The 20,007-nt window shown below is 63.3% G+C and carries 19 protein-coding genes and 1 other RNA gene; 4 read left to right on the top strand and 16 right to left on the bottom strand.

Going from position 1 to position 20,007, the window contains the following annotated elements; all coding sequences use genetic code 11:
• Positions 1–9: 9 nt before the first annotated feature.
• The 15 genes from B2Y33_RS21880 to rsmI form a co-directional block, all read right to left on the bottom strand.
• Positions 10–879: a cell division protein FtsQ/DivIB gene (locus tag B2Y33_RS21880; protein ID WP_027914483.1), complete on the bottom strand. Its 870-nt coding sequence runs from the start codon at positions 877–879 to the stop codon at positions 10–12.
• A gap of 5 nt (positions 880–884) precedes the next feature.
• Positions 885–1,841, bottom strand: a complete 957-nt coding sequence (locus B2Y33_RS21875; protein ID WP_027914482.1) for a D-alanine--D-alanine ligase — start codon at positions 1,839–1,841, stop codon at positions 885–887.
• Complete coding sequence (gene murC / locus B2Y33_RS21870; RefSeq protein WP_173645895.1) at positions 1,838–3,265, bottom strand: UDP-N-acetylmuramate--L-alanine ligase; 1,428 nt, start codon at positions 3,263–3,265, stop codon at positions 1,838–1,840. Before murC ends, B2Y33_RS21875 begins: the two co-directional genes overlap by 4 nt.
• Positions 3,266–3,278: 13 nt before the next feature.
• On the bottom strand, positions 3,279–4,358 hold the full coding sequence (gene murG / locus B2Y33_RS21865) for an undecaprenyldiphospho-muramoylpentapeptide beta-N-acetylglucosaminyltransferase (protein WP_206405645.1): 1,080 nt from the start codon (positions 4,356–4,358) through the stop codon (positions 3,279–3,281).
• A complete protein-coding gene (gene ftsW, locus B2Y33_RS21860) occupies positions 4,348–5,562 on the bottom strand; it encodes a putative lipid II flippase FtsW (RefSeq protein ID WP_023534433.1) in 1,215 nt (404 codons plus the stop codon). The genes murG and ftsW overlap by 11 nt, the downstream gene beginning before the upstream one ends.
• Positions 5,559–6,905, bottom strand: coding sequence for a UDP-N-acetylmuramoyl-L-alanine--D-glutamate ligase (murD, locus tag B2Y33_RS21855; protein ID WP_049696557.1), 1,347 nt, complete (start codon positions 6,903–6,905; stop codon positions 5,559–5,561). The genes ftsW and murD overlap by 4 nt, the downstream gene beginning before the upstream one ends.
• A gap of 6 nt (positions 6,906–6,911) precedes the next feature.
• A complete protein-coding gene (gene mraY, locus B2Y33_RS21850; protein ID WP_206405644.1) occupies positions 6,912–7,994 on the bottom strand; it encodes a phospho-N-acetylmuramoyl-pentapeptide-transferase in 1,083 nt (360 codons plus the stop codon).
• Positions 7,994–9,361, bottom strand: coding sequence for a UDP-N-acetylmuramoyl-tripeptide--D-alanyl-D-alanine ligase (locus tag B2Y33_RS21845; RefSeq protein ID WP_206405643.1), 1,368 nt, complete (start codon positions 9,359–9,361; stop codon positions 7,994–7,996). The genes mraY and B2Y33_RS21845 overlap by 1 nt, the downstream gene beginning before the upstream one ends.
• On the bottom strand, positions 9,354–10,841 hold the full coding sequence (locus tag B2Y33_RS21840; protein ID WP_206405642.1) for a UDP-N-acetylmuramoyl-L-alanyl-D-glutamate--2,6-diaminopimelate ligase: 1,488 nt from the start codon (positions 10,839–10,841) through the stop codon (positions 9,354–9,356). Before B2Y33_RS21840 ends, B2Y33_RS21845 begins: the two co-directional genes overlap by 8 nt.
• Positions 10,841–12,589, bottom strand: a complete 1,749-nt coding sequence (locus B2Y33_RS21835; protein WP_161631443.1) for a peptidoglycan D,D-transpeptidase FtsI family protein — start codon at positions 12,587–12,589, stop codon at positions 10,841–10,843. The genes B2Y33_RS21840 and B2Y33_RS21835 overlap by 1 nt, the downstream gene beginning before the upstream one ends.
• Positions 12,589–12,882, bottom strand: coding sequence for a cell division protein FtsL (gene ftsL / locus B2Y33_RS21830; protein ID WP_023534348.1), 294 nt, complete (start codon positions 12,880–12,882; stop codon positions 12,589–12,591). The genes B2Y33_RS21835 and ftsL overlap by 1 nt, the downstream gene beginning before the upstream one ends.
• Complete coding sequence (gene rsmH, locus B2Y33_RS21825) at positions 12,879–13,826, bottom strand: 16S rRNA (cytosine(1402)-N(4))-methyltransferase RsmH (RefSeq protein ID WP_023534295.1); 948 nt, start codon at positions 13,824–13,826, stop codon at positions 12,879–12,881. The genes ftsL and rsmH overlap by 4 nt, the downstream gene beginning before the upstream one ends.
• Positions 13,823–14,278 (bottom strand): division/cell wall cluster transcriptional repressor MraZ, encoded by a 456-nt coding sequence (gene mraZ, locus B2Y33_RS21820; protein WP_023534344.1) that lies wholly within the window; start codon positions 14,276–14,278, stop codon positions 13,823–13,825. The genes rsmH and mraZ overlap by 4 nt, the downstream gene beginning before the upstream one ends.
• 308 nt (positions 14,279–14,586) lie before the next feature.
• Positions 14,587–14,960: RNase P RNA component class A (gene rnpB, locus B2Y33_RS21815), an RNA gene on the bottom strand.
• A 67-nt stretch (positions 14,961–15,027) separates the two neighbouring features.
• The gene (gene rsmI, locus B2Y33_RS21810) at positions 15,028–15,903 is read right to left on the bottom strand and encodes a 16S rRNA (cytidine(1402)-2'-O)-methyltransferase (protein ID WP_027914477.1); all 876 of its coding nucleotides are present in this window, start codon (positions 15,901–15,903) and stop codon (positions 15,028–15,030) included.
• Between the two features lie 186 nt (positions 15,904–16,089).
• On the opposite strand from rsmI, the gene B2Y33_RS21805 reads away from it, so the two are divergent.
• The 4 genes from B2Y33_RS21805 (at position 16,090) to B2Y33_RS21790 (ending at position 19,533) form a co-directional block, all read left to right on the top strand.
• Complete coding sequence (locus B2Y33_RS21805) at positions 16,090–17,907, top strand: penicillin-binding protein activator (RefSeq protein ID WP_027914476.1); 1,818 nt, start codon at positions 16,090–16,092, stop codon at positions 17,905–17,907.
• A complete protein-coding gene (locus B2Y33_RS21800) occupies positions 17,907–18,278 on the top strand; it encodes a YraN family protein (RefSeq protein WP_027914475.1) in 372 nt (123 codons plus the stop codon). Before B2Y33_RS21805 ends, B2Y33_RS21800 begins: the two co-directional genes overlap by 1 nt.
• A gap of 86 nt (positions 18,279–18,364) precedes the next feature.
• Positions 18,365–18,958, top strand: a complete 594-nt coding sequence (locus B2Y33_RS21795) for a phosphoheptose isomerase (protein WP_012274070.1) — start codon at positions 18,365–18,367, stop codon at positions 18,956–18,958.
• A complete protein-coding gene (locus B2Y33_RS21790; RefSeq protein ID WP_027914474.1) occupies positions 18,955–19,533 on the top strand; it encodes a BON domain-containing protein in 579 nt (192 codons plus the stop codon). The genes B2Y33_RS21795 and B2Y33_RS21790 overlap by 4 nt, the downstream gene beginning before the upstream one ends.
• 86 nt (positions 19,534–19,619) lie before the next feature.
• On the opposite strand, the gene B2Y33_RS21785 is transcribed toward B2Y33_RS21790, so the two are convergent.
• Entirely contained in the window at positions 19,620–20,006 is a 387-nt protein-coding gene (locus B2Y33_RS21785; protein ID WP_288633418.1) for a ClpXP protease specificity-enhancing factor, read from the bottom strand.
• Position 20,007: the final 1 nt, after the last annotated feature.

The following is a 20,007-nucleotide window of genomic DNA, read 5'->3' as shown; positions in this document are numbered from 1 at the left end:
TGCCTCTCTCTAATTCTTCGCAACGGCGGGTTGGGCCGTCGTCGGTGCAATCGGTTCCCGCCAGCCAACGGCAAGCCCGTTGGCATATCGCAGATCGATGCGGGCGATGTTGGCGATCTGCTCTTTAAGCGTCTTGTCGTAAATGGCAATGAAACGGCGCATCTTCTCGACCAGATGGTCGCGCCCCAGCAGCAGCTCGATACCAGGCCCTGCGCTGCTCGCGCCCGTGGTCAGGAACCAGCTGCCTCGCTCGCGCAACTCCAGGCGCGCAATGGAGAAGCCCAGGGGGCGCAGCATCTGGCTCAATATCTGATACTGCTGCATGACCTGCTGCTGGGCCCGCTGGGGGCCGGCCAATTGTGGCAGGTGCTCGTAGTTGGCCAGTTCGCGCGGTGTGAAGGCCTGGCCCTGGTTATTGAGCAAGGCCGCGTCACCCCAGCGTGCCACCGGCAGTTGTTCCTCGAGGCGAATCACCACTTCGTCCGGCCATACCCGGCGCACTTCGGCATGGGCGATCCAGGGCATCTGCTCAAGCTCCTTGCGCATCGCCGGCAGGTCGACGGTGAAGAAGCTTGCGGCCACATAGGGGGCGATACGCTGCTGCACCGACTGCTGGCTGATGTAGGTCAGGTCGCCCTGCACGTCGATCTTGGTGATCGGCCGGTCGGCATACGGCATGAGCCGTATGGCCCCCTCGTAGGCGCCGAAGCCTGCGGCTACCAGCAACACCGGCCACAGCAGGCGCTTGAGGCCGCCCAGGCTTGGACGCGGCAGGCGCGCCGATACGGGCTCGTCGGCCACCAGCCGGCTGGCACCACGCGGCACCGGCTTGCTGCGGCCGGTAACGGGTTGCTGCTGACGTACCATTGCGCCCTGCATGATGATTAACCTCGCGTCGCCACGCTTTCGGCCAGGATCGCCAGCACCAGTTGCTGGAAGTCCAAGCCGGCCGCGCGGGCCGCCATGGGCACCAGGCTATGATCAGTCATGCCTGGTGCGGTGTTGACTTCGAGCAGCCAGAACCGGCCCTGCTCGTCCTGCATCACGTCCAGCCGCCCCCAGCCTTCGATGCCGATGGCATCGCAAGCGCGGGCGGTCAGATCGATCAGTTCCTGCTCCTTGGCGCTATCGAGCCCACAGGGAATGCGGTACTGGGTATCGTTGGCGATGTATTTGGCGTCGTAGTCGTAGAACACGTGGGGGGTTCCCAGGGCAATCGGCGGCAGTACCTGCCCGCGCAACACCGCAATGGTGAACTCCGGGCCGTGAATCCACTGTTCCACGAGTACCTGAGAATCGTAGTTGGCGGCATCTCGCCAGGCGGCAACCAGTTCTTGCTCGCTGTTCACCTTGGCCATGCCGATGCTGGAGCCTTCATGGGCAGGTTTGACGATAAGCGGGAAGCCCAGTTCCGTACTGGCACGCAAACAATCGCTTTCGCTGGCCAATACCGCATGCCGCGGGGTAGGAATGCCCAGGCTCTGCCACACCTGCTTGGTGCGCAGCTTGTCCATCGCCAAGGCCGAAGCCAGGATGCCGCTACCGGTGTAGGGAATGCCCAGGCACTCGAGCAACCCCTGCATGCTGCCGTCTTCGCCGCCGCGGCCGTGCAGGATGATGAAGGCACGGTCGATTTTTTCGCTTTGCAGACGCGCAAGCAGGTCATCGCCCACGTCGATGGCGACGACGTCCACGCCGGCTTCGGTGAGCGCACCTATCACGGCGGCGCCGGACTTGAGCGAGACTTCCCGCTCGGCGCTCTTGCCCCCATAGAGCACGGCGACGCGGCCGAACGCCTTGACGTCCAAGGTGCTGGGCAATAGGTCGTAGGCGCTGGTCATTTAGACGTCTCCTGCACGGCGCCGGCAAACAGCGGGCTTTTCATCAATTGCGGAGCCAGGCCACCGACATCGCCGGCACCTTGGCAGATCAGGATGTCGCCGGCACGCAGCAACGGCTGAACCAACGGCGCCAGCTCGGCGCCGCGCTCGATGTAGATCGGGTCCAGCTTGCCGCGCTGGCGAATGCTGTGGCACAGCTGGCGGCTATCGGCCCCGGGGATCGGCTCTTCGCCAGCCGGGTAGACTTCCATCAGCAGCAGCACGTTGGCGTCACCGAGCACCTGGACGAAGTCGTCGTACAGGTCGCGGGTGCGGCTGTAGCGGTGCGGCTGGTAGACGATCACCAGGCGGCGGCTTGGCCAGCCGCCACGCACGGCCTTGATCACCGCGGCCACTTCAGTGGGGTGATGACCGTAATCATCCACCAGCATCACGCTGCCGCCTTCCACGGGCAGCTCACCGTACACCTGGAACCGACGGCCGACGCCCTGAAACCCGGAGAGCCCCTGGAGAATGGCTTCGTCGGGAATGCCTTCGTCAGTGGCGATGGCAATGGTCGCCAGTGCATTGAGCACGTTGTGGTTGCCGGGCATGTTCACCGAGACTTCCAGCGGCTCGCAGTCGCGGCGCAAGACGGTGAAATGCGTCTGCATGCCTTGCTGGCGGACGTTGATGGCGCGGATATCGGCTTCTTCGCTGAAGCCGTAGGTGACCGTCGGGCGCTTGACCTGGGGCAGGATCTCGCGCACCACCGGGTCATCCAGGCACATCACCGCCAGGCCGTAGAACGGCAGGTTGTGCAGGAACTCGACGAAGGTCTTCTTCAGTTTGTTGAAGTCCCCTTCGTAGGTGGCCATGTGGTCGGCGTCGATGTTGGTGACCACGGCGACCATCGGTTGCAAGTGCAGGAAGCTGGCGTCGCTTTCATCGGCTTCGGCGATCAGGTAACGGCTGGTGCCCAGCTGGGCGTTGGTGCCCGCTGCGGTCAAACGGCCACCGATGACGAACGTGGGGTCCAGCCCACCGGCGGCGAATACCGAGGCCAGCAGGCTGGTGGTGGTGGTCTTGCCGTGGGTGCCGGCCACGGCCACGCCATGGCGGTAGCGCATGAGTTCGGCCAGCATCTCGGCACGTGGCACCACGGGGATGCGACGTTCCAGGGCGGTGGCCACTTCAGGGTTGGCCGGGTTGATGGCGCTCGACACCACGAGCACGTCAGCGGTCGCAGCGTTCTCTGCACGATGGCCGACGAAGATCTGCGCGCCGAACGACTCCAGGCGCTCGGTCACAGGCGAGACCTTGAGGTCCGAACCGGAAACCTCGTAGCCCAGGTTCAGCAGTACCTCGGCGATACCGCACATGCCGACACCGCCGATACCCACGAAGTGGATACGGCGAATACGGCCCATCTTGGGCTGGGGCATGGCTTTCTGGCTCTCAACCACGGGCCACCTCCAGGCAGATATCGACGACGGTGCTGGTTGCAGCAGGTTTGGCCAGGCGTCTTGCGGTACCGGCCATGACAGTCAGTTTCTCGGGTTGCATCAGCACCTCGCTCAGGCGTTCAGCGAGCTGCGCTGCGCCAGTTGTCGCTTGTGGCATCAGGAAGGCAGCGCCTTCGCGGGCCAGATAATGGGCGTTATGGGTCTGGTGGTCGTCGATCGCATGGGGCAAGGGCACCAGTATCGAGGGCAGGCCCGCTGCCGCCAGCTCGCTGACGGTGAGGGCCCCGGCACGGCAGACCACCAGGTCGGCCCAGCCATAGGCTTGGGCCATGTCCTTGATGAAGGGCTCGACCTGCGCCTGGACACCCGCTTCGCGGTATCGCTCGGCGGTGATCGACGCATGTTGCTTGCCCGCCTGGTGGAACACCTTGGGGCGCACGGCTTCGGGCACTTCGGACAGCGCCTTAGGCAACAAAGTATTCAAGGGTTCCGCGCCCAGGCTACCGCCGAGTACCAGCAGGTGCGGTTGGCGCTGGCCAAGCGCAGGGCGCTCGGCATCCATGAACAGTTCCGCACGCACCGGATTGCCTGTGGTGCGGCGCTTTTCACTGGCCTGGAAGGTGTCGGGGAAGGCTTCGCACACCCGTGCAGCCAGAGGCACCAGCAAACGGTTGGCGGTGCCAGCGCGGGCATTTTGCTCATGAATGATCAGCGGCACCCCGCAAAGGCGCGCTGCCACGCCGCCGGGGCCCGTGACATACCCGCCGAAGCCCAGCACACAGGCAGGCTTGAGCGCGCGGATGATGCGCCGGGCCTGCAGCACGGCCTTGACCAGGGTCAATGGGGCCTTGAGCAGCGACAGCTTGCCCTTGCCACGCAGGCCGGTGACCTGAATCTGATGCAGGGCAAGGCCGGCCTGGGGCACCAATTCATTCTCGATACCTCGCGGGGTACCCAGCCAGTGCACGGTATAGCCACGCGCCTGGAACTCGCGCGCGCAGGCCAGCGCCGGGAACACGTGACCGCCGGTTCCGCCAGCCATGATCAATACGTTCTTGCCTTCAGCGGCCATGGGCAGGCTCCTCGGCAAAATCGCTTTCGCTGAATTCGTGCTCCTCGCTGCCCAGGTGGGTACGGCTTTCCCATTCGATGCGCAGCAGCAGCCCCACACACGCGCAACAGATGACCAGCGAGCTGCCGCCATAGCTGAGGAACGGCAGGGTCAGGCCTTTGGTCGGCAGCAAACCGACGTTCACGCCAATGTTGATCAGGAACTGACCAATCCACAGGAAGGCCAGCCCGAAGGCCATGTACGCGGCGAAGAACTGTTTGGCTTTTTCGGCCCAGAGCCCGATGTACAGCGCACGGACGGTGACGAAGACGAACAGCGCGATGGTGACCAGCGAGCCCACCACTCCCAGCTCTTCGGCCAGCACCGAGAACACGAAGTCGGTGTGCGCTTCAGGCAGGTAGAACTGCTTCTGCACGCTGTTGCCCAGGCCCACGCCAAGCCACTCGCCACGCCCGAATGCGATCAGGGCCTGAGTCAACTGGTAGCCGGAGCCGAACTGATCGGACCAGGGGTCGGTGAAGGTGATCAGTCGCGCCATTCGATAGGGCTGCGCCTGCACCAGCACGAACACCGCGACAACCGCCAGCACCACCATCAGGCTGAATCGGAACAGCCCCACCCCACCCAGGAACAGCATGGCAGCCGCCGCCCCCATCATCACCACGGTAGCGCCGAAGTCCGGCTCCATCAGCAGCAGGCCAGCCATGGGCAGCAGCACGATGAACGGCTTGAAAAAGCCCATCCAGCTTTCCCGCACCTCGGTCTGACGGCGTACCAGGTAGCCGGCAAGGTAGATGACCACGAATACCTTGGCGATTTCAGACGGCTGGACGTTGAAGAAGCTGAAGCCGATCCAGCGCATCGAGCCGTTGACCTCGCGCCCGATCCCGGGCACCAGCACCATGACCAACAGGCCGAAGGCCCCCAGGAGCATCATGAAGCCCATGCGCTGCCAGGTGGCAATTGGCACCATCATGGTCGCGCCACAGGCGACCAGCCCGAGGAAAACGTAAACCAGGTGCCGGTACATGTGGTAAAGCGGGTTGCCGGACTGAACGGCGGCCACTTCCGAGGAGGCGGACGTGATCATCACCAGGCCCAGGCCCAGCAGCGCCAGGCAACCGGCCAGCAGGGGGAAGTCCAGGTCGATGCCACGGCCGCTGATCAGCGGCGACGGATAGGGCTTGAGGATGCCGAAGATCATGCCAGTGCTCCCGCTGCCTGGGCAAACAGGCGCCCGCGTTCTTCGAAGTTCTTGAACATGTCGAGGCTGGCGCAGGCTGGCGACAGCAGAACGGCATCACCGGGCTGTGCCAGCTCGGCGCAGCGCTGAACGGCGTCGTCCAGGGAGGCCACCCGCACCAGCGGCGCAGCATCACCCAGGGCCTGGCCCAGGCGTTCGGCATCACGGCCCAGCAACACCACGGCGCGGCAGTAGCGCCGGACCGGTTCGCGCAACGCAGCAAAATCGGCGCCCTTGCCGTCGCCTCCGGCAATCAGCACCAGCTTGCCTGCTGTATCGGCACCCAGGCCTTCGATGGCTGCCAGTGCGGCGCCAACGTTGGTGGCCTTGGAGTCGTCATACCAGTTCACGCCGTTGCGCTCACGTACCCACTGGCAGCGGTGAGCGAGCCCCGTGAATTCACGCAGCGCCTGCAGCATCGGCTCGAAGGGCAGGCCCGCAGCATGGCCCAGGGCCAGTGCGGCCAGCGCATTGCTTTGGTTATGGGCACCGCGCACCTTGAGGTCGCGAACCGGCATCAGGGTTTGGAACGCGAAGGCCAGGTATTTCTCGCCGTCCACCTCGCGCAGGCCGAACGCCTTGAAGTCGGGCTCGCCCAGACCAAAGGTCCAGCAGGGACGGCCTTCGACCGGCAGGGGACGGCTGAGCGCGTCCTGGCGATTGACCACCACCTGCCGCGCACCACGGAAGATGCGGTGCTTGGCCAGGTGGTAGGCCGGCAGGCCACTGTAGCGGTCCATGTGGTCTTCGCTGATGTTCAGCACCGTGGCGACTTCGGCATTGAGCTGGTCGGTGGTTTCCAGCTGGAAGCTGGACAGCTCCATCACGTACAGCTCCACGTCATCGGCCAACAGGTCGAGGGCCGGTGTGCCAAGGTTGCCGCCGACCGCCACGCGCTTGCCCGCCCTGGCGGCCATTTCGCCGACCAGGGTGGTGACGGTGCTTTTGGCATTCGATCCACTGATGGCGATGATGGGTGCCTTGGCGTTGCGCGCGAACAGCTCGATGTCGCCGGACAGCTTGACCCCACGGGCAGCGGCTTGTTGCAGCGCCGGCGTAGCCAAGGCCAGGCCTGGGCTGACGTACAGCTCGCTGGCGCGGCACAGGAAGTCCACGTCAAGCTCGCCACAGCGTACTTCCACCTGCGGGTAGTCACGGCGCAGGGTTTCCAGTTCCGGCGGTTGCTCGCGGGTATCGGCGACCGCAAAGGCGATGCCCCGGCTCGCCAGGAAGCGAACCAGGGACATGCCGCTCTTGCCGAGGCCGACAACGATGCGGAATTGGTCGGAAGCGATCAGTGACACGCGCATCTACCTCAGTTTCAGGGTGGCAAGGCCAATCAGCACCAGGATCACGGTGATGATCCAGAATCGGACGATCACGCGTGGCTCTGGCCAGCCCTTGAGTTCAAAGTGGTGGTGAATCGGCGCCATGCGGAACACGCGCTTGCCGGTCAGCTTGAACGAAGCGACCTGGATGACCACGGACAGGGTTTCCATCACGAACACGCCGCCCATGATGAACAGCACGATCTCCTGGCGCACGATCACGGCGATGGTGCCCAGCGCCGCGCCCAGCGCCAATGCCCCCACATCGCCCATGAACACTTGTGCCGGGTAGGTGTTGAACCACAGAAAGCCGAGGCCAGCACCGATCAGTGCGCCGCAGAACACGATCAGCTCACCGGAGCCGGGCACGTACGGGATCAACAGGTACTCGGCGAACTTCACGTTGCCCGACAGGTAGCAGAAGATGCCCAGCGCCCCGCCGACCATCACGGTCGGCATGATGGCCAGGCCATCCAGGCCATCGGTCAGGTTCACGGCGTTGCTGGAGCCAACGATGACGAAATAGGTCAGCACCACGAAACCGATGCCCAGGGGAATGGTGACGTCCTTGATGAACGGCAGTATCAGGGTGGTTTCGACACTGGTCGGGGCGGTCTTGTAGAGGAACACCGCCGCAGCCAGGCCGAACACCGACTGCCAGAAGTACTTCCAGCGACTTGGCAGGCCACGGGAGTTCTTCTCGATGACCTTGCGGTAGTCGTCGACCCAGCCGATGGCACCGAAGGCCAGGGTGACGATCAGCACCACCCAGACATATCGGTTGGTCAGGTCGGCCCACAGCAAGGTACTGACGGCGATGCCAGACAGGATCAACGCCCCGCCCATGGTCGGCGTACCGGACTTGGACAGGTGCGACTGCGGCCCGTCATTGCGCACGGCCTGGCCGATCTGGCGAATTTGCAGCGTACGGATCATCCACGGCCCCAGCCACAGCGCCAGCGACAACGCGGTAAGCACCCCGAGAATCCCGCGCAGGGAGAGGTACTGGAAGACCGCGAAGCCTTTGTGGAACTGTTGCAGATACTCGGCCAACAGCAGCAGCATTAATGTTTCTCCCCGCTGGCACCGCACAGTGCAGCCACGACGTTTTCCATCGCAGCGCTGCGCGAGCCCTTGATCAAGATAGTGGTATCGCTGGCATTTTCGGCACTGACTGCTTCGATCAGCGCGGCCTGCGTAGCGTAATGGTGGCCATGGGTCCCGAACGCCTCGACGGCGTGCGCCATGTTGGCACCCACCGCATACAAGGCGTCGACCTTGCCGCGTGCGTAGTCACCCACCTGACGGTGACCTTCCTGCGCCCACTGACCCAGCTCGCCGATTTCTCCAAGCACCAGGACGGTGCGTCCGGAAAAGCCGGCGAGTATATCAATGGCGGCACACATGGAGGTGGGATTTGCGTTGTAACTGTCATCGATCACACGAGCACCGCGCGGGGTGACCTGCGCCACGGTGCGGCCCTTGACCGGCTGAACCGCAGCCAGGCCTGCGGCAATACCCTGCAGGCTGATACCCACGGCATGGGCAGCGGCGGCGGCGGCCAGGGCGTTGCTGACGTTGTGCACGCCCAGCACGTTGAGTTGCACCTGCACCTGCTCGCCGGCCCCGTGCAGGGTGAAGGACGGGCAACCGCGGGGATCACGGCCAATGCCACTGGCATGGTAATCGGCACGGGGATCGTCGAGCGCAAAGCTCACGACCCGGTGATCGCCAGCACGCGTGCGCCAGGTGTCGAAGGCCTTGTCGGCCAGGTTGAGAATGGCTGTACCGCCCTCACCCAGCCCTTCGAGGATTTCGCCCTTGGCCTCGACGATCTTGTCCGGGCCGCCGAATTCACCCACGTGCGCGGTGCCGGCATTATTGATGATCACCACCTGAGGCTGGGTCAGGCCCACGGTGTAGCGAATCTCGCCGATGCGCGAGGCGCCCAGCTCGATGACGGCGGCGCTATGCTCGGGGGCAATTTCCAACAAGGTCAGGGGCGCGCCCAGGTCATTGTTCAGGTTGCCTCGTGTGGCATGCACCAGGCCGCGCGTGCGCAAAATGCTGGCGAGCATTTCCTTGACCGTGGTCTTGCCGCTGGACCCGGTAATGGCCACCACGGGCTTGTCGAAGGCGGCCCGGTTGAGTGCTCCAAGCTGGCCAAGGGCCAGGCGGCAATCGGCGACCACCAATTGCGGCAGGTCGACGCCTTGCACTTCGCGCTCTACCAGCGCCGCCACGGCGCCCTTGGCCTTGACGTCTGCCAGGTAGTCATGGCCGTCGAAGCGCGGGCCGGTCAGGGCAACGAAGAGCTGCCCCGGTACGACGCTACGGCTGTCGATGCTGACGCCATCGAAGCGAGCATCGGCGCCGGTCAGGCGGCCGTGCAAGGTGGAGCTCACCTGGCTGAGCGTCATCGCCTCAAGCATTGGGGGCCTCCCAGGCTGCGAGTGCCTTTTCGGCCTCGGTCAAATCGGAAAACGCATGCCGCTGCGCGTTGATTTCCTGATAATCCTCATGTCCCTTGCCGGCCAGCACGATGACGTCGGCGGCGCCGGCACCGGCGATCAGCTGGGCGATGGCCTCGCCGCGACCGGGCACGAACGCCACCTCGGTCGGCGCCGTAAAGCCGGGACGAATATCGTCGAATATGCGCATCGGGTCTTCGGTCCTCGGGTTGTCGTCGGTCACCAGCACCCGGTCGGCCAGGCGCTCGGCCACTTCTGCCATCAGCGGGCGCTTGCCCCGGTCACGGTCGCCGCCACAGCCGAACAGGCACAGCAGTTGTCCGTGGGCATGAGGGCGCAGGGCCTGGAGCACTTTTTCCAGGGCATCGGGCGTGTGCGCGTAATCGACCACCACCAGGGGCTTTTCACCGCCGCCCAGGCGTTGCATGCGGCCAACAGGGCCGTGCAGCTGCGGCATGACCTTGAGGATCTCGTCCAGCGCGTAGTCCAATGCCAGCAAGGTCGCCACGGCCGCCAATACGTTGCTCAGGTTGAAGCGACCCAGCAGCTGCGTGCGCAACGTGCGCTCGCCCTGGGCGGTGACGAGGGTGGCGCAGACGCCATCGTCGTCGAACGTGGCCTCGCGGCAATACAGCGAGGCGTCGGGGTGCTCCAGGCTGTAGCTGATCAGCCGGGTATCGATGCGATCGGCCATCGGCTTGCGAGCGTAGGCGTCAGCAAGGCGGCGACCGAAGTCGTCGTCCAGATTGACCACCTGGCAGCGCAGGCTTGGCCAGGCAAACAGCTTGGCCTTGGCCGCTTCGTAGGCCTGCATGCTGCCGTGGTAGTCGAGGTGGTCACGGGACAGGTTGGTCATCACCGCGATGTCGAACGCCAGGGCCGCTACACGGCCCTGTTCCAGGGCATGGGAGGACACTTCCATGGCCACGGCCTTGGCGCCTTGTTTTTTCAAGTCATACAGGGTCGACTGCACGGCGATCGGGTCAGGCGTGGTCAGGCGGCCGCTTTTCAGCTCGCCGTAGAAACCCGTCCCCAGGGTACCCACCAGGCCGCAACGCTGGCCCAACAGGTCGAGCGCCTGTGCCACCAGTTGGGTAACGCTGGTCTTGCCGTTGGTGCCGGTCACGCCCACCAGGTTCAATTGGCGGCTGGGCTCGCCATAGAAGCGCCCGGCGATGTCCGACAGCTGGGCGATCAGGCCTTTGACTGGAATCAGCGGTACATCGGTCAGCGGCAGCACCGTGGCGCCCTGTTCCTCGTAAGCCACGGCGGCAGCGCCACGGGCCAGCGCGTCGGCGATATGCTCGCGGCCGTCGACCTTGGCCCCAGGCACCGCCAGGAACAGGTCGCCTGGGCGCACGTTGCGGCTGTCGAGGGTCAGTTCACGAATCAGCGGATCGCGGCTGGCATGGGCGAAGAGCTTGCTCAATGGCATTGTCATTATCCACGCCCTCCGTTGGCAGCTGCTGCATTGACTTGCGATTGGCTTGCCGGCGCTGCCGGCGCAGGGGGCGGCAGGTTGTCTGGCGGCACGTTCATCAACCGAAGGGTGCCGGACATGACCTTGCTGAACACAGGTGCCGATACCAGACCGCCGAAGTACCCGCCTTTGCCGGGCTCGTCGATCACCACGACGATCGCATAACGCGGATCGCTCATCGGACCGAAACCTGCGAACAGCGAGCGATAGGCATTTTCGGTGTAGCCCTTGGAGCCCACCGTGGCTTTACGCGCGGTACCGGACTTGCCGGCCACGTGATAGAACGGCACCTGGGCACGGAATACGCCGCGCGGCGCCTCGATCACTTGCTGGAGCATGCCCTGCACGGTCTCTGCGGTGTCCTTGGGAATCGCCTGGACGGCCTCGGGCGCCTTGTCCACCTTGAGGATCGACAGCGGCACCATCTTGCCGTCGTTGGCCAAGGCTGCATAAGCGTGCACCAGCTGCAGGGCGGTGACCGAAACGCCGTAGCCGTACGACAGCGTGGCTGTTTCGGCCTTGCGCCATTCCCGGTGGTTGGGCAGGTTGCCGACGCGCTCACCCGGGAAACCCAGGCCGGTGTACTGACCCAGCCCGACCTGAGACATGACCCGGTAGATGGCTTCGCCGCCGATATCGAAGGCGATCTTGCTCATGCCCACGTTACTGGAGTTGATCAGAATGCCGGTCAGGTCGAGGATCGGACCTTCGCTTCGGGACACGTCCTTGATGGTGTAGCGACCGATCTGCAAGCTGCCCGGGTAAACCTCGACCTTGTCGGTGGGCTTCCAGCGGCCACTTTCCAGTGCGGCACTCATCGAGATGGGCTTGACCGTGGAACCAGGCTCGAATACGTCGATGATGGCCCGGTTGCGCATGGCCGCCGGGAACATGCTGCGGCGGTTGTTGGGGTTGTAGGTAGGCTGGTTGACCATCGCCAGAACCTCACCGGTCTTGACGTCCATGATCACCAGGCTACCGGCCTTGGCGTCCTGCTCGGCGATGGCGTTACGCAGTTCGCGGGTAGCCAGGTACTGAAGGCGCAGGTCAATCGACAACGCCAAGGTCTTCCCTGCCTTGGCGTTCTTGGTGACCTGGATGTCCTTGATCAGGCGACCGCGCCGGTCCTTGATCACCTGCCGCTTGCCCGGCACACCGGCCAGCCACTCGTCATAGGCCAGCTCGACACCTTCGCGACCGTGATCATCCAGGTCGGTAAAACCGACCATGTGGGCGGTCACGTCACCGGCAGGGTAGAAGCGGCGGAACTCTTCCAGCCCGTAGACGCCCGGTACCTTCAGGTCCAGCACGTGCTGCCCCTGCTCGGGCGTCAGGCCACGGACCAGGTAGATGAATTCCTTGTTGGCCTGCTGAGTCAGGCGCTCGGTGAGCTGCTGTGGATTCTGCCCAAGGGCGGTTGCCAACTGCGGCCAGCGATCGCGCGAAGCCTGCATTTCCTTGGGGTTGGCCCACAGGGTGGTGACCGGCGTACTGACCGCCAGTGGCTCGCCATTGCGGTCTGTGATCAAGCCACGGTGCGCAGGGATAGGAATGTGACGCAGGCTGCGCGCATCGCCCTGCCCCTTGAGGAAATCGCGGTCGACGACCTGCAGGTCGATGATGCGCCAGCAAATGGCGCCGACCATCAGCGCCAGCAGGCCAACGACTACGCGGAACCGCCAGGGGTAGAGTGCGCCTTCGAGCTTCATCATGGCGCCACCATCCGCACTTCGTCAGCGGCTGGCACACGCATCTTTAGCTGCTCGGTGGCCAGGTTTTCGATGCGGCTGGCCGCCGTCCAGGTGCTTTGTTCCAGAATCAACCGGCCCCATTCGGCCTGGGCCTTGTCCCGCTCATTCAGCTCCCCGTACAGGGTATTGAGCAATTGCCGGTTCCAGTGCGCGCTATACGACACGGCAATGGCCGAGCCCAGCACGCCGACGAACAGCATGAGCATGAGGAAGCTGCCGCCCGGCAGAGGTTTGGCGAACAACTTGCTCACCGCAATTTCTCCGCAACACGCATCACCGCACTGCGTGAGCGGGGGTTGGCCTTGAGCTCTGCATCGGAGGCGAACTGGGCTTTACCGATCAGCTTGATCTTGGGCTCGAACACCTTGTGCTGCACGGGCAGGTTGCGCGGCAGGTTGTCAGCTTCGCCCTTGGCCAGTTTGCGCATGAACAGCTTGACGATCCGGTCTTCGAGCGAGTGGAAGCTGATCACGGCCAGGCGACCGCCAACCTCCAGCGCGTCGATAGCCGCTTGTAGCCCGGTTTCCAGGTCACCGAGTTCGTTGTTGACATGGATACGCAGGCCCTGGAACGCGCGGGTGGCAGGGTTCTTGCCCTTCTCCCACGCAGGGTTGGCTACCTTGAGAACCTCGGCAAGGTCACCGGTGCGGGTGAACGGCTGCTTTTCACGGCGCTCGACGACGGCACGGGCCATACGGCCGGCAAAGCGCTCCTCGCCATACTCCTTGAACACGCGGGCGATTTCCTCGACCGGCGCGGTGGCAATGAATTCGGCGGCGCTGATGCCCTGATCGGGATTCATGCGCATGTCCAGCGGCCCGTCGTTGAGAAAGCTGAAGCCACGTTCCGGGTCGTCGAGCTGAGGTGAGGACACACCCAGGTCCATCAGTATCCCGCTCACCTTGCCGTGCAGGCCGCGTTCGGCCACTTCTGCACCCAGCTCGGCAAAGCTGCGCTGCACAATGACAAAGCGGCCGTCTTCGGCCGCCAGCGCTTGCCCTGTGGCAATCGCTTGTGGATCTTTATCAAAGCCCAGTAGCTGCCCTTGTGGGCCGAGCCTGCTGAGAATCAACCGACTGTGTCCGCCACGGCCAAAGGTGCCGTCCAGATAGCAACCGTCGGCGCGCAAGGCCAGTGCCTCGACAGCTTCGTCGAGCAGGACGGTAATGTGGTTGAAGCCGCTATCTATGGTCACAGGATCAGGTCACGCAATTCGTCGGGCATGGCGCCCGGTTGTTGGATAGCTGCGAGGTCGGCTGCCGAAACCGTGTTCCAGGCTTCCTCATCCCACAGCTGGAATTTGTTCAGTTGCCCCACCAGCATCGCCTTCTTGTCCAGCCGGGCGTACTCACGCAAGCGGGGCGGCACCAGGAAGCGACCACTGCCATCAAGCTCAAGGTCGACCGCGTTACCGATCAGCAATCGCTGCAGGCGGCGGTTTTCCTCACGAAGCGACGGCAAGGCTCGCAACTTGGCTTCAATTTGCTCCCACTCATCGAGCGGGTAGACGCACAAACAGGGATCGACAGCATCGATGGTCACGATCAGCTGCCCGTTGCAACGCGAATCGAGCTCGTCACGATACCGGCTCGGCATGGCGAGACGGCCCTTGGCATCGAGACTGACGGCATTGGCTCCGCGAAACACGGCTGCGATTCCCCACAATATTAGCTTTTTTGTGTCAGAAAACCCACTTCATCCCACTTTCTGCCACTTGCGCACACTATAGGAATCCGCCCGCAGCACCGTCAAGGCACGTTCGGAAGGAAAAGCCTTACATGACCGAGATTTAGCGCGTTAAAGGAATGTGGAAAGACTATCTGGGGAATAAAAAGACTTGAGAAATCAAACGCGCACAACCCGATGCGGGCCGAACTTAAAGTGATTTATCAAGAGTAAGATTTTTTCGGCATTACCAGATGAGATCTGCTATCGATTCAAGCAGGAAGGAAAAGGTGGAGAGTCGATCTGTAAGCCGGGTTTTGTCGAGGACAGTCATTCCTCTACGACGGCCATCACTGGACGCCTCTAGCAACCTACCCGGTTCCGACGCGGGCCACGCCTGATGGAACCCTATTTGGTCTTGCTCCGAGTGGGGTTTACCTAGCCACGGACTGTTGCCAGCCGTGCGGTGCGCTCTTACCGCACCTTTTCACCCTTACCGGCACCGAAGTGCTTGGGCGGTTGTTTTCTGTGGCACTTTCCGTAGGCTCGCGCCTCCCAGGCGTTATCTGGCACTCTGCCCTGCGGAGCCCGGACTTTCCTCCCCCCGCCAGCGACACCGCAATGCGGTGGAACTTAAACGGGCAGCGACTGTCCGATCGACTCTCCGGCGCAAAGAGTACCGGCAGATGCTGCCAAGAACAAGCGTTACCGCCACATATATCAATTAGCCACTACTGCTCTTTCTGTTTTTCCAGCGCAACTTGATACAGCAGGTTCTTGCGTACGCCCGTTATTTCCGACGCCAGCGCCGCGGCCCGCTTGAGCGGAAGCTCGGCCAGCAGCAGGTCAAGTACCCGCTGCGCCTCGGTGCCAATCCCCTGCTCGCCTTCCGGGGCGCTCCAGCCGCCTACCAATACCACGCATTCACCCCGCTGCTGATTGCTGTCGCCGGCCACGAACGCATGCAACTCGGACAAAGGCAGGCCCTTGAGGGTTTCAAACGTTTTGGTGATTTCACGCGCCAGCACCGCTGGGCGATCTGCGCCAAACACTGCCTGCATGTCGTCCAGGCACTCCAGGATGCGATGCGGCGCCTCATAGAAGATCAAGGTACGCGGCTCCTCCTTGACCTGCTCCAGACGGGCGCGGCGCCCCGCTGCCTTGGCCGGCAGGAAACCTTCGAAGATGAAACGATCCGAAGGCAAGCCTGCCGCCGACAGTGCGGCGATCAAGGCACAGGCGCCAGGTACCGGCACCACGGGTACGCCTGCACTGCGAGCCTGCCGGACCAGGTGATAACCCGGATCCGAAATCAACGGGGTGCCTGCGTCAGACACCAGCGCCACATCGTCGCCGGCCAATAGCCGGGTCAGAAAGCGCCCCCCCTCGTCCCGCTCGTTATGTTCGTGACAGGCGGCCAGCGGAGTGTCGATGCCGAAGTGTTGAAGCAGGCGGATCGAATGGCGCGTGTCCTCGGCAGCAATCAAGGACACGCCTGCCAGCACCTTCAGCGCCCTGGCACTCATGTCGTCAAGATTGCCGATAGGTGTTGCCACCACATAAAGCGTTCCCACGGGGGCGGTCGAAGCCCCGGCCACATCAGTCACTGCACGCACCTGCGATTGAAATCAAAGCGGGCATTGTAGCCCGAGCACCCGCAACAGCGCGCAAAGAAGTTGAACGCCGCTGCGCGGCAGCAGGCCTATAGTGATGCTTTCACACGGCGACATCGCGCCCCAGCCAGCGCTTGGGTACAATCGCCAGCCAACTTGATCGAGTAACAGGACAATTACATGATCGCCTGCCTGCGGCTGCTCACAGCCTTCTGTCTCGCTGCCCTGCTGGCAGCTTGCGCCAGTTCGCCCTCATCCAGCCTTGGCGAGCTCCCCCGTACGCCGGATGCCAGCATCGAGCAGTTGCTCGAAAGGGCGACCTCCAGCAAGTCTGCCGAAGATGCCGCACTGCTGCGCCTGAGCGCCGCAGACATGGCCTACCAGCAAAAGGACTTCCCGCGCGCCGCACGCATTCTCGAACAAGTCCAGGTAGAGACGCTCAAGCCAGCCCAGCAGGTATTCGCCGTTACGCTGGCGGCCGAACTTGCCATGAGCCGCAATCAACCCAAGGCGGCCCTGAGCGCATTGCAGCACCCCAGCCTGCAGCACGTGCCCGAATTGCCTGCGCAACAGCAAGTGCGTACCTATTCGGTACACGCCGCCGCCCTGGAAGCCGACGGGCAGGCCATGGCCGCCGCCCAGCAGCGCGTGCTGTTGGCACCGCTGCTCAGCGGGCAAGCTGCCAGCGCCAACCACGATGCCATCTGGTCACTGGTCGCCTCGCTGTCGAACGAGCAACTGCAACAGCCCACCAGCGATCCTGTCCTGGCAGGCTGGTCCAGCTTGGCCCTGACCGTCAAGGGCGCTGGTACCTTGGAACAGCAACAGGCAGCGATCGACGACTGGGTCAAACAGCACCCGGATCATCCTGCCGCGAAACAGTTGCCAACCGCTCTGACCAAGCTCAAGGAGCTGGCTAGCCAGCCTCTGACGCGCATCGCCCTGCTACTTCCCCAAGAAGGCCCATTGGCTGGCGTGGCGCGTGCGCTGCGTGACGGCTTCATGGCTGCCCACTTCCAGGCCCAGCAATCCGGGCAGCCTGCCCCGTCCGTGCAGATGGTCGACAGCTCCCGCCTAGGGTCGCTGGACGACTTTTACCGCCAGGCCCAGGCCGATGGCGTGCAGCTTGTCATTGGCCCGCTGGAAAAACCGCTGGTCAAGCAACTGGCTGCCAAACCGCAGCTTCCGATCACAACCTTGGCACTGAACTACGCCGACGCCGGTCAGAAAGCGCCGCCTCAACTGTTCCAATTTGGCCTTGCCGCCGAGGACGAAGCCCGCGAGGTGTCCCGCAGGGCGCGCGCAGACGGCATGGTCCGTGCCGTTGCCATGGTGCCGAGCGGGGAATGGGGCGACCGTGTACTGGCCGCGTTCCGTCAGGACTGGGAGAGCAACGGCGGCACATTGCTGGCTGCAGAGCGTATTGCCCAGCCCGTGGCACTGGCCCAGCAGATTGCCGACCTGTTCCAGCTGCGCCAAAGCGAAGGTCGCGCCAAGAGCGTGCAAAGCACCGTGGGCGGCAGCATCGCTGCCCAGCCCGCGCGTCGCCAGGACATCGACTTCCTGTTCCTCGCCGCCACCCCACAGCAGGCACAGCAAATCAAGCCGACCCTGAACTTCCAGTACGCAGGTGATGTGCCGGTCTATGCCACCTCCAACCTGTACAGCGCCAGCGGCGATGTGAACCAGTACAACGACATGAACGGCATCCGTTTCTGTGAAACCCCATGGTTGCTCGACAGCAGCAACAGCCTCCGCCAGCAGGTGGTACAGCAATGGCCGCAAGCTGCCGGCAGCCTGGGTCGCCTGTATGCCATGGGGGTGGACGCCTACAGCCTGGCCCCGCGCCTGGGGCAGCTCAAGGCCCTGCCTGACAGCCGTATCCAGGGCCTGTCTGGCAACCTGGGCATCAATGCCAGCCAACGCGTTGAGCGTCAGCTGCCGTGGGCAGAGTTTGCCGGTGGCCAGGTCAAGCGCCTCCCCGACACGCCCCGTTGATGCCCCCTGCCTCGCCAAGCCATGCCGGGCAAGCGGCGGAAAACCAGGCCCTTGAGTACCTTCAAGGGCATGGCCTCAAGCTGATTGCCCGCAACTGGCGATGCAAAGGAGGCGAGCTTGATCTGGTCATGCTCGACGCCGATACAGTAGTATTCGTCGAAGTCCGCTATCGGTTGCACGCACGCTTCGGTGGCGCCCTCGGCAGTATCGATCAGCGCAAGCAGAAGCGGCTGGTGCTTGCCGCCAGCCTGTTCCTGCATCAGAAGCCTCAATGGGGCAACTGTCCTTGCCGCTTCGACGTGGTTGCCCTGCAAGGCAGCCATCATGCTGGCAAGCCGCTCGAATGGTTGAAAAACGCCTTCGAATGCTGAACCCACTCCGTTCTTTTTGCTCTATGTTTCGCGGGCTGATTACCGTCGCGTGCCGCGCCGGCCTCCGCCCCATTTAAGGTCACCAGATGGACATGCAATCCCGAATCCGCCGGCTGTTCCAGGCCAGCATCGATACCAAGCAACAGGCAATGGACATCCTGGCACCGCACATCGAGCAGGCCAGCCTGGTCATGGTCAACGCACTGCTCAACGAGGGCAAGATGCTCGCGTGTGGCAATGGCGGCTCGGCCGGCGATGCGCAGCATTTCTCCTCGGAGCTGCTCAACCGCTTCGAGCGCGAACGCCCCAGCCTGCCAGCGATCGCGCTGACCACCGACAGCTCGACCCTGACCTCGATTGCCAACGACTACAGTTACAACGAGGTATTTTCCAAGCAGATCCGCGCCCTGGGCCAACCTGGGGATGTTCTGCTGGCCATCTCTACCAGCGGCAATTCCGCCAACGTCATCCAGGCCATCCAGGCCGCACATGACCGCGAAATGATTGTCGTAGCATTGACCGGCCGCGACGGCGGGGGCATGGCCTCGCTCTTGCTGCCAGAGGACGTCGAGATTCGGGTACCCTCGACGGTGACCGCTCGCATCCAGGAAGTGCACCTGCTGGCGATCCATTGCCTGTGCGATCTGATCGACAGCCAACTGTTCGGGAGTGAAGAATGACCCCTATGCGCATTGGCCTTGTGGCCTTGACCTTGTGCCTGAGCGTCACCGGCTGCAGTTCGGTACTCAACTCTGCTCGTAATTCGCCCATCGAGGATGACCGAGGCACTCGTACCATTGGCAGCAAGATCGACGACTCACTGATCGAGACCAAGGCCTCGGTGAATATCGCCAAGGCCAGCCCAGACCTGGACAAGGGCTCGCACATCGTCGTCAGCAGCTACAACGGCATCGTGCTCTTGGCTGGCCAGACACCACGCGCCGAACTCAAGAGCCTTGCCGAACAGACGGCCAGCCAGGTCCAGCGCGTCAAGAAGGTGCATAACGAACTGCAGGTCATGCAGCCCTCCTCCATCCTGGCACGCAACAACGACGCGTGGTTGACCACCAAGATCAAGACCCAGATGCTGACCGATACAGCAGTACCCAGCTCGCGGATCAAAGTGATCACCGAGAATGGCATCGTGTACTTGTTGGGCCTCGTCACCCAGCAGGAGGCCAATGCCGCCACTGCTGTCGTGCAGAGCGTGTCTGGCGTGCAGAAGATCGTGAAACTGTTCGAGTACATCGACTGAACATGTGAGCCCGCAAGCAGCGCGGACCAGCGCGCACCTCGTCTATTGCCCATGCTAAAAAGGCGATCCTTGCGGATCGCCTTTTTTTATTTCACCACTTTCAAACTTGGCCGCCCGCTTGGGCGCGGAGGCTGCCCGCCGCCTTCTGGCGGCCCATCATCATCAGGCTGCTCCTGATCGTCCTCGATCTCGTCGTCCTCCATCATCGAAGACTCCAACTCGAAGACCATGCCCTGTCCATTCTCGCGGGCATAGATACCCAGCACCGCGCCAATGGGCACGAACAATGAATGGGGCACACCGCCAAAACGGCCTTCGAAGCTGACGGCGTCATTGTCCATGTGCAAACTGCGCACAGCGCTTGGCGACACATTCAGGACGATCTGGCCATCACTGGCGAAACCGTCCGGCACCTGTACTTTCGGGTACTCGGCATTGACCAACATATGGGGTGTGCAATCGTTGTCGACGATC

It is taken from the genome of Pseudomonas sp. UBA5666 (assembly GCF_002420785.1).
Lineage (GTDB): Bacteria > Pseudomonadota > Gammaproteobacteria > Pseudomonadales > Pseudomonadaceae > Aquipseudomonas > Aquipseudomonas fulva.
This window is presented reverse-complemented; position numbering and strand designations above follow the sequence as displayed.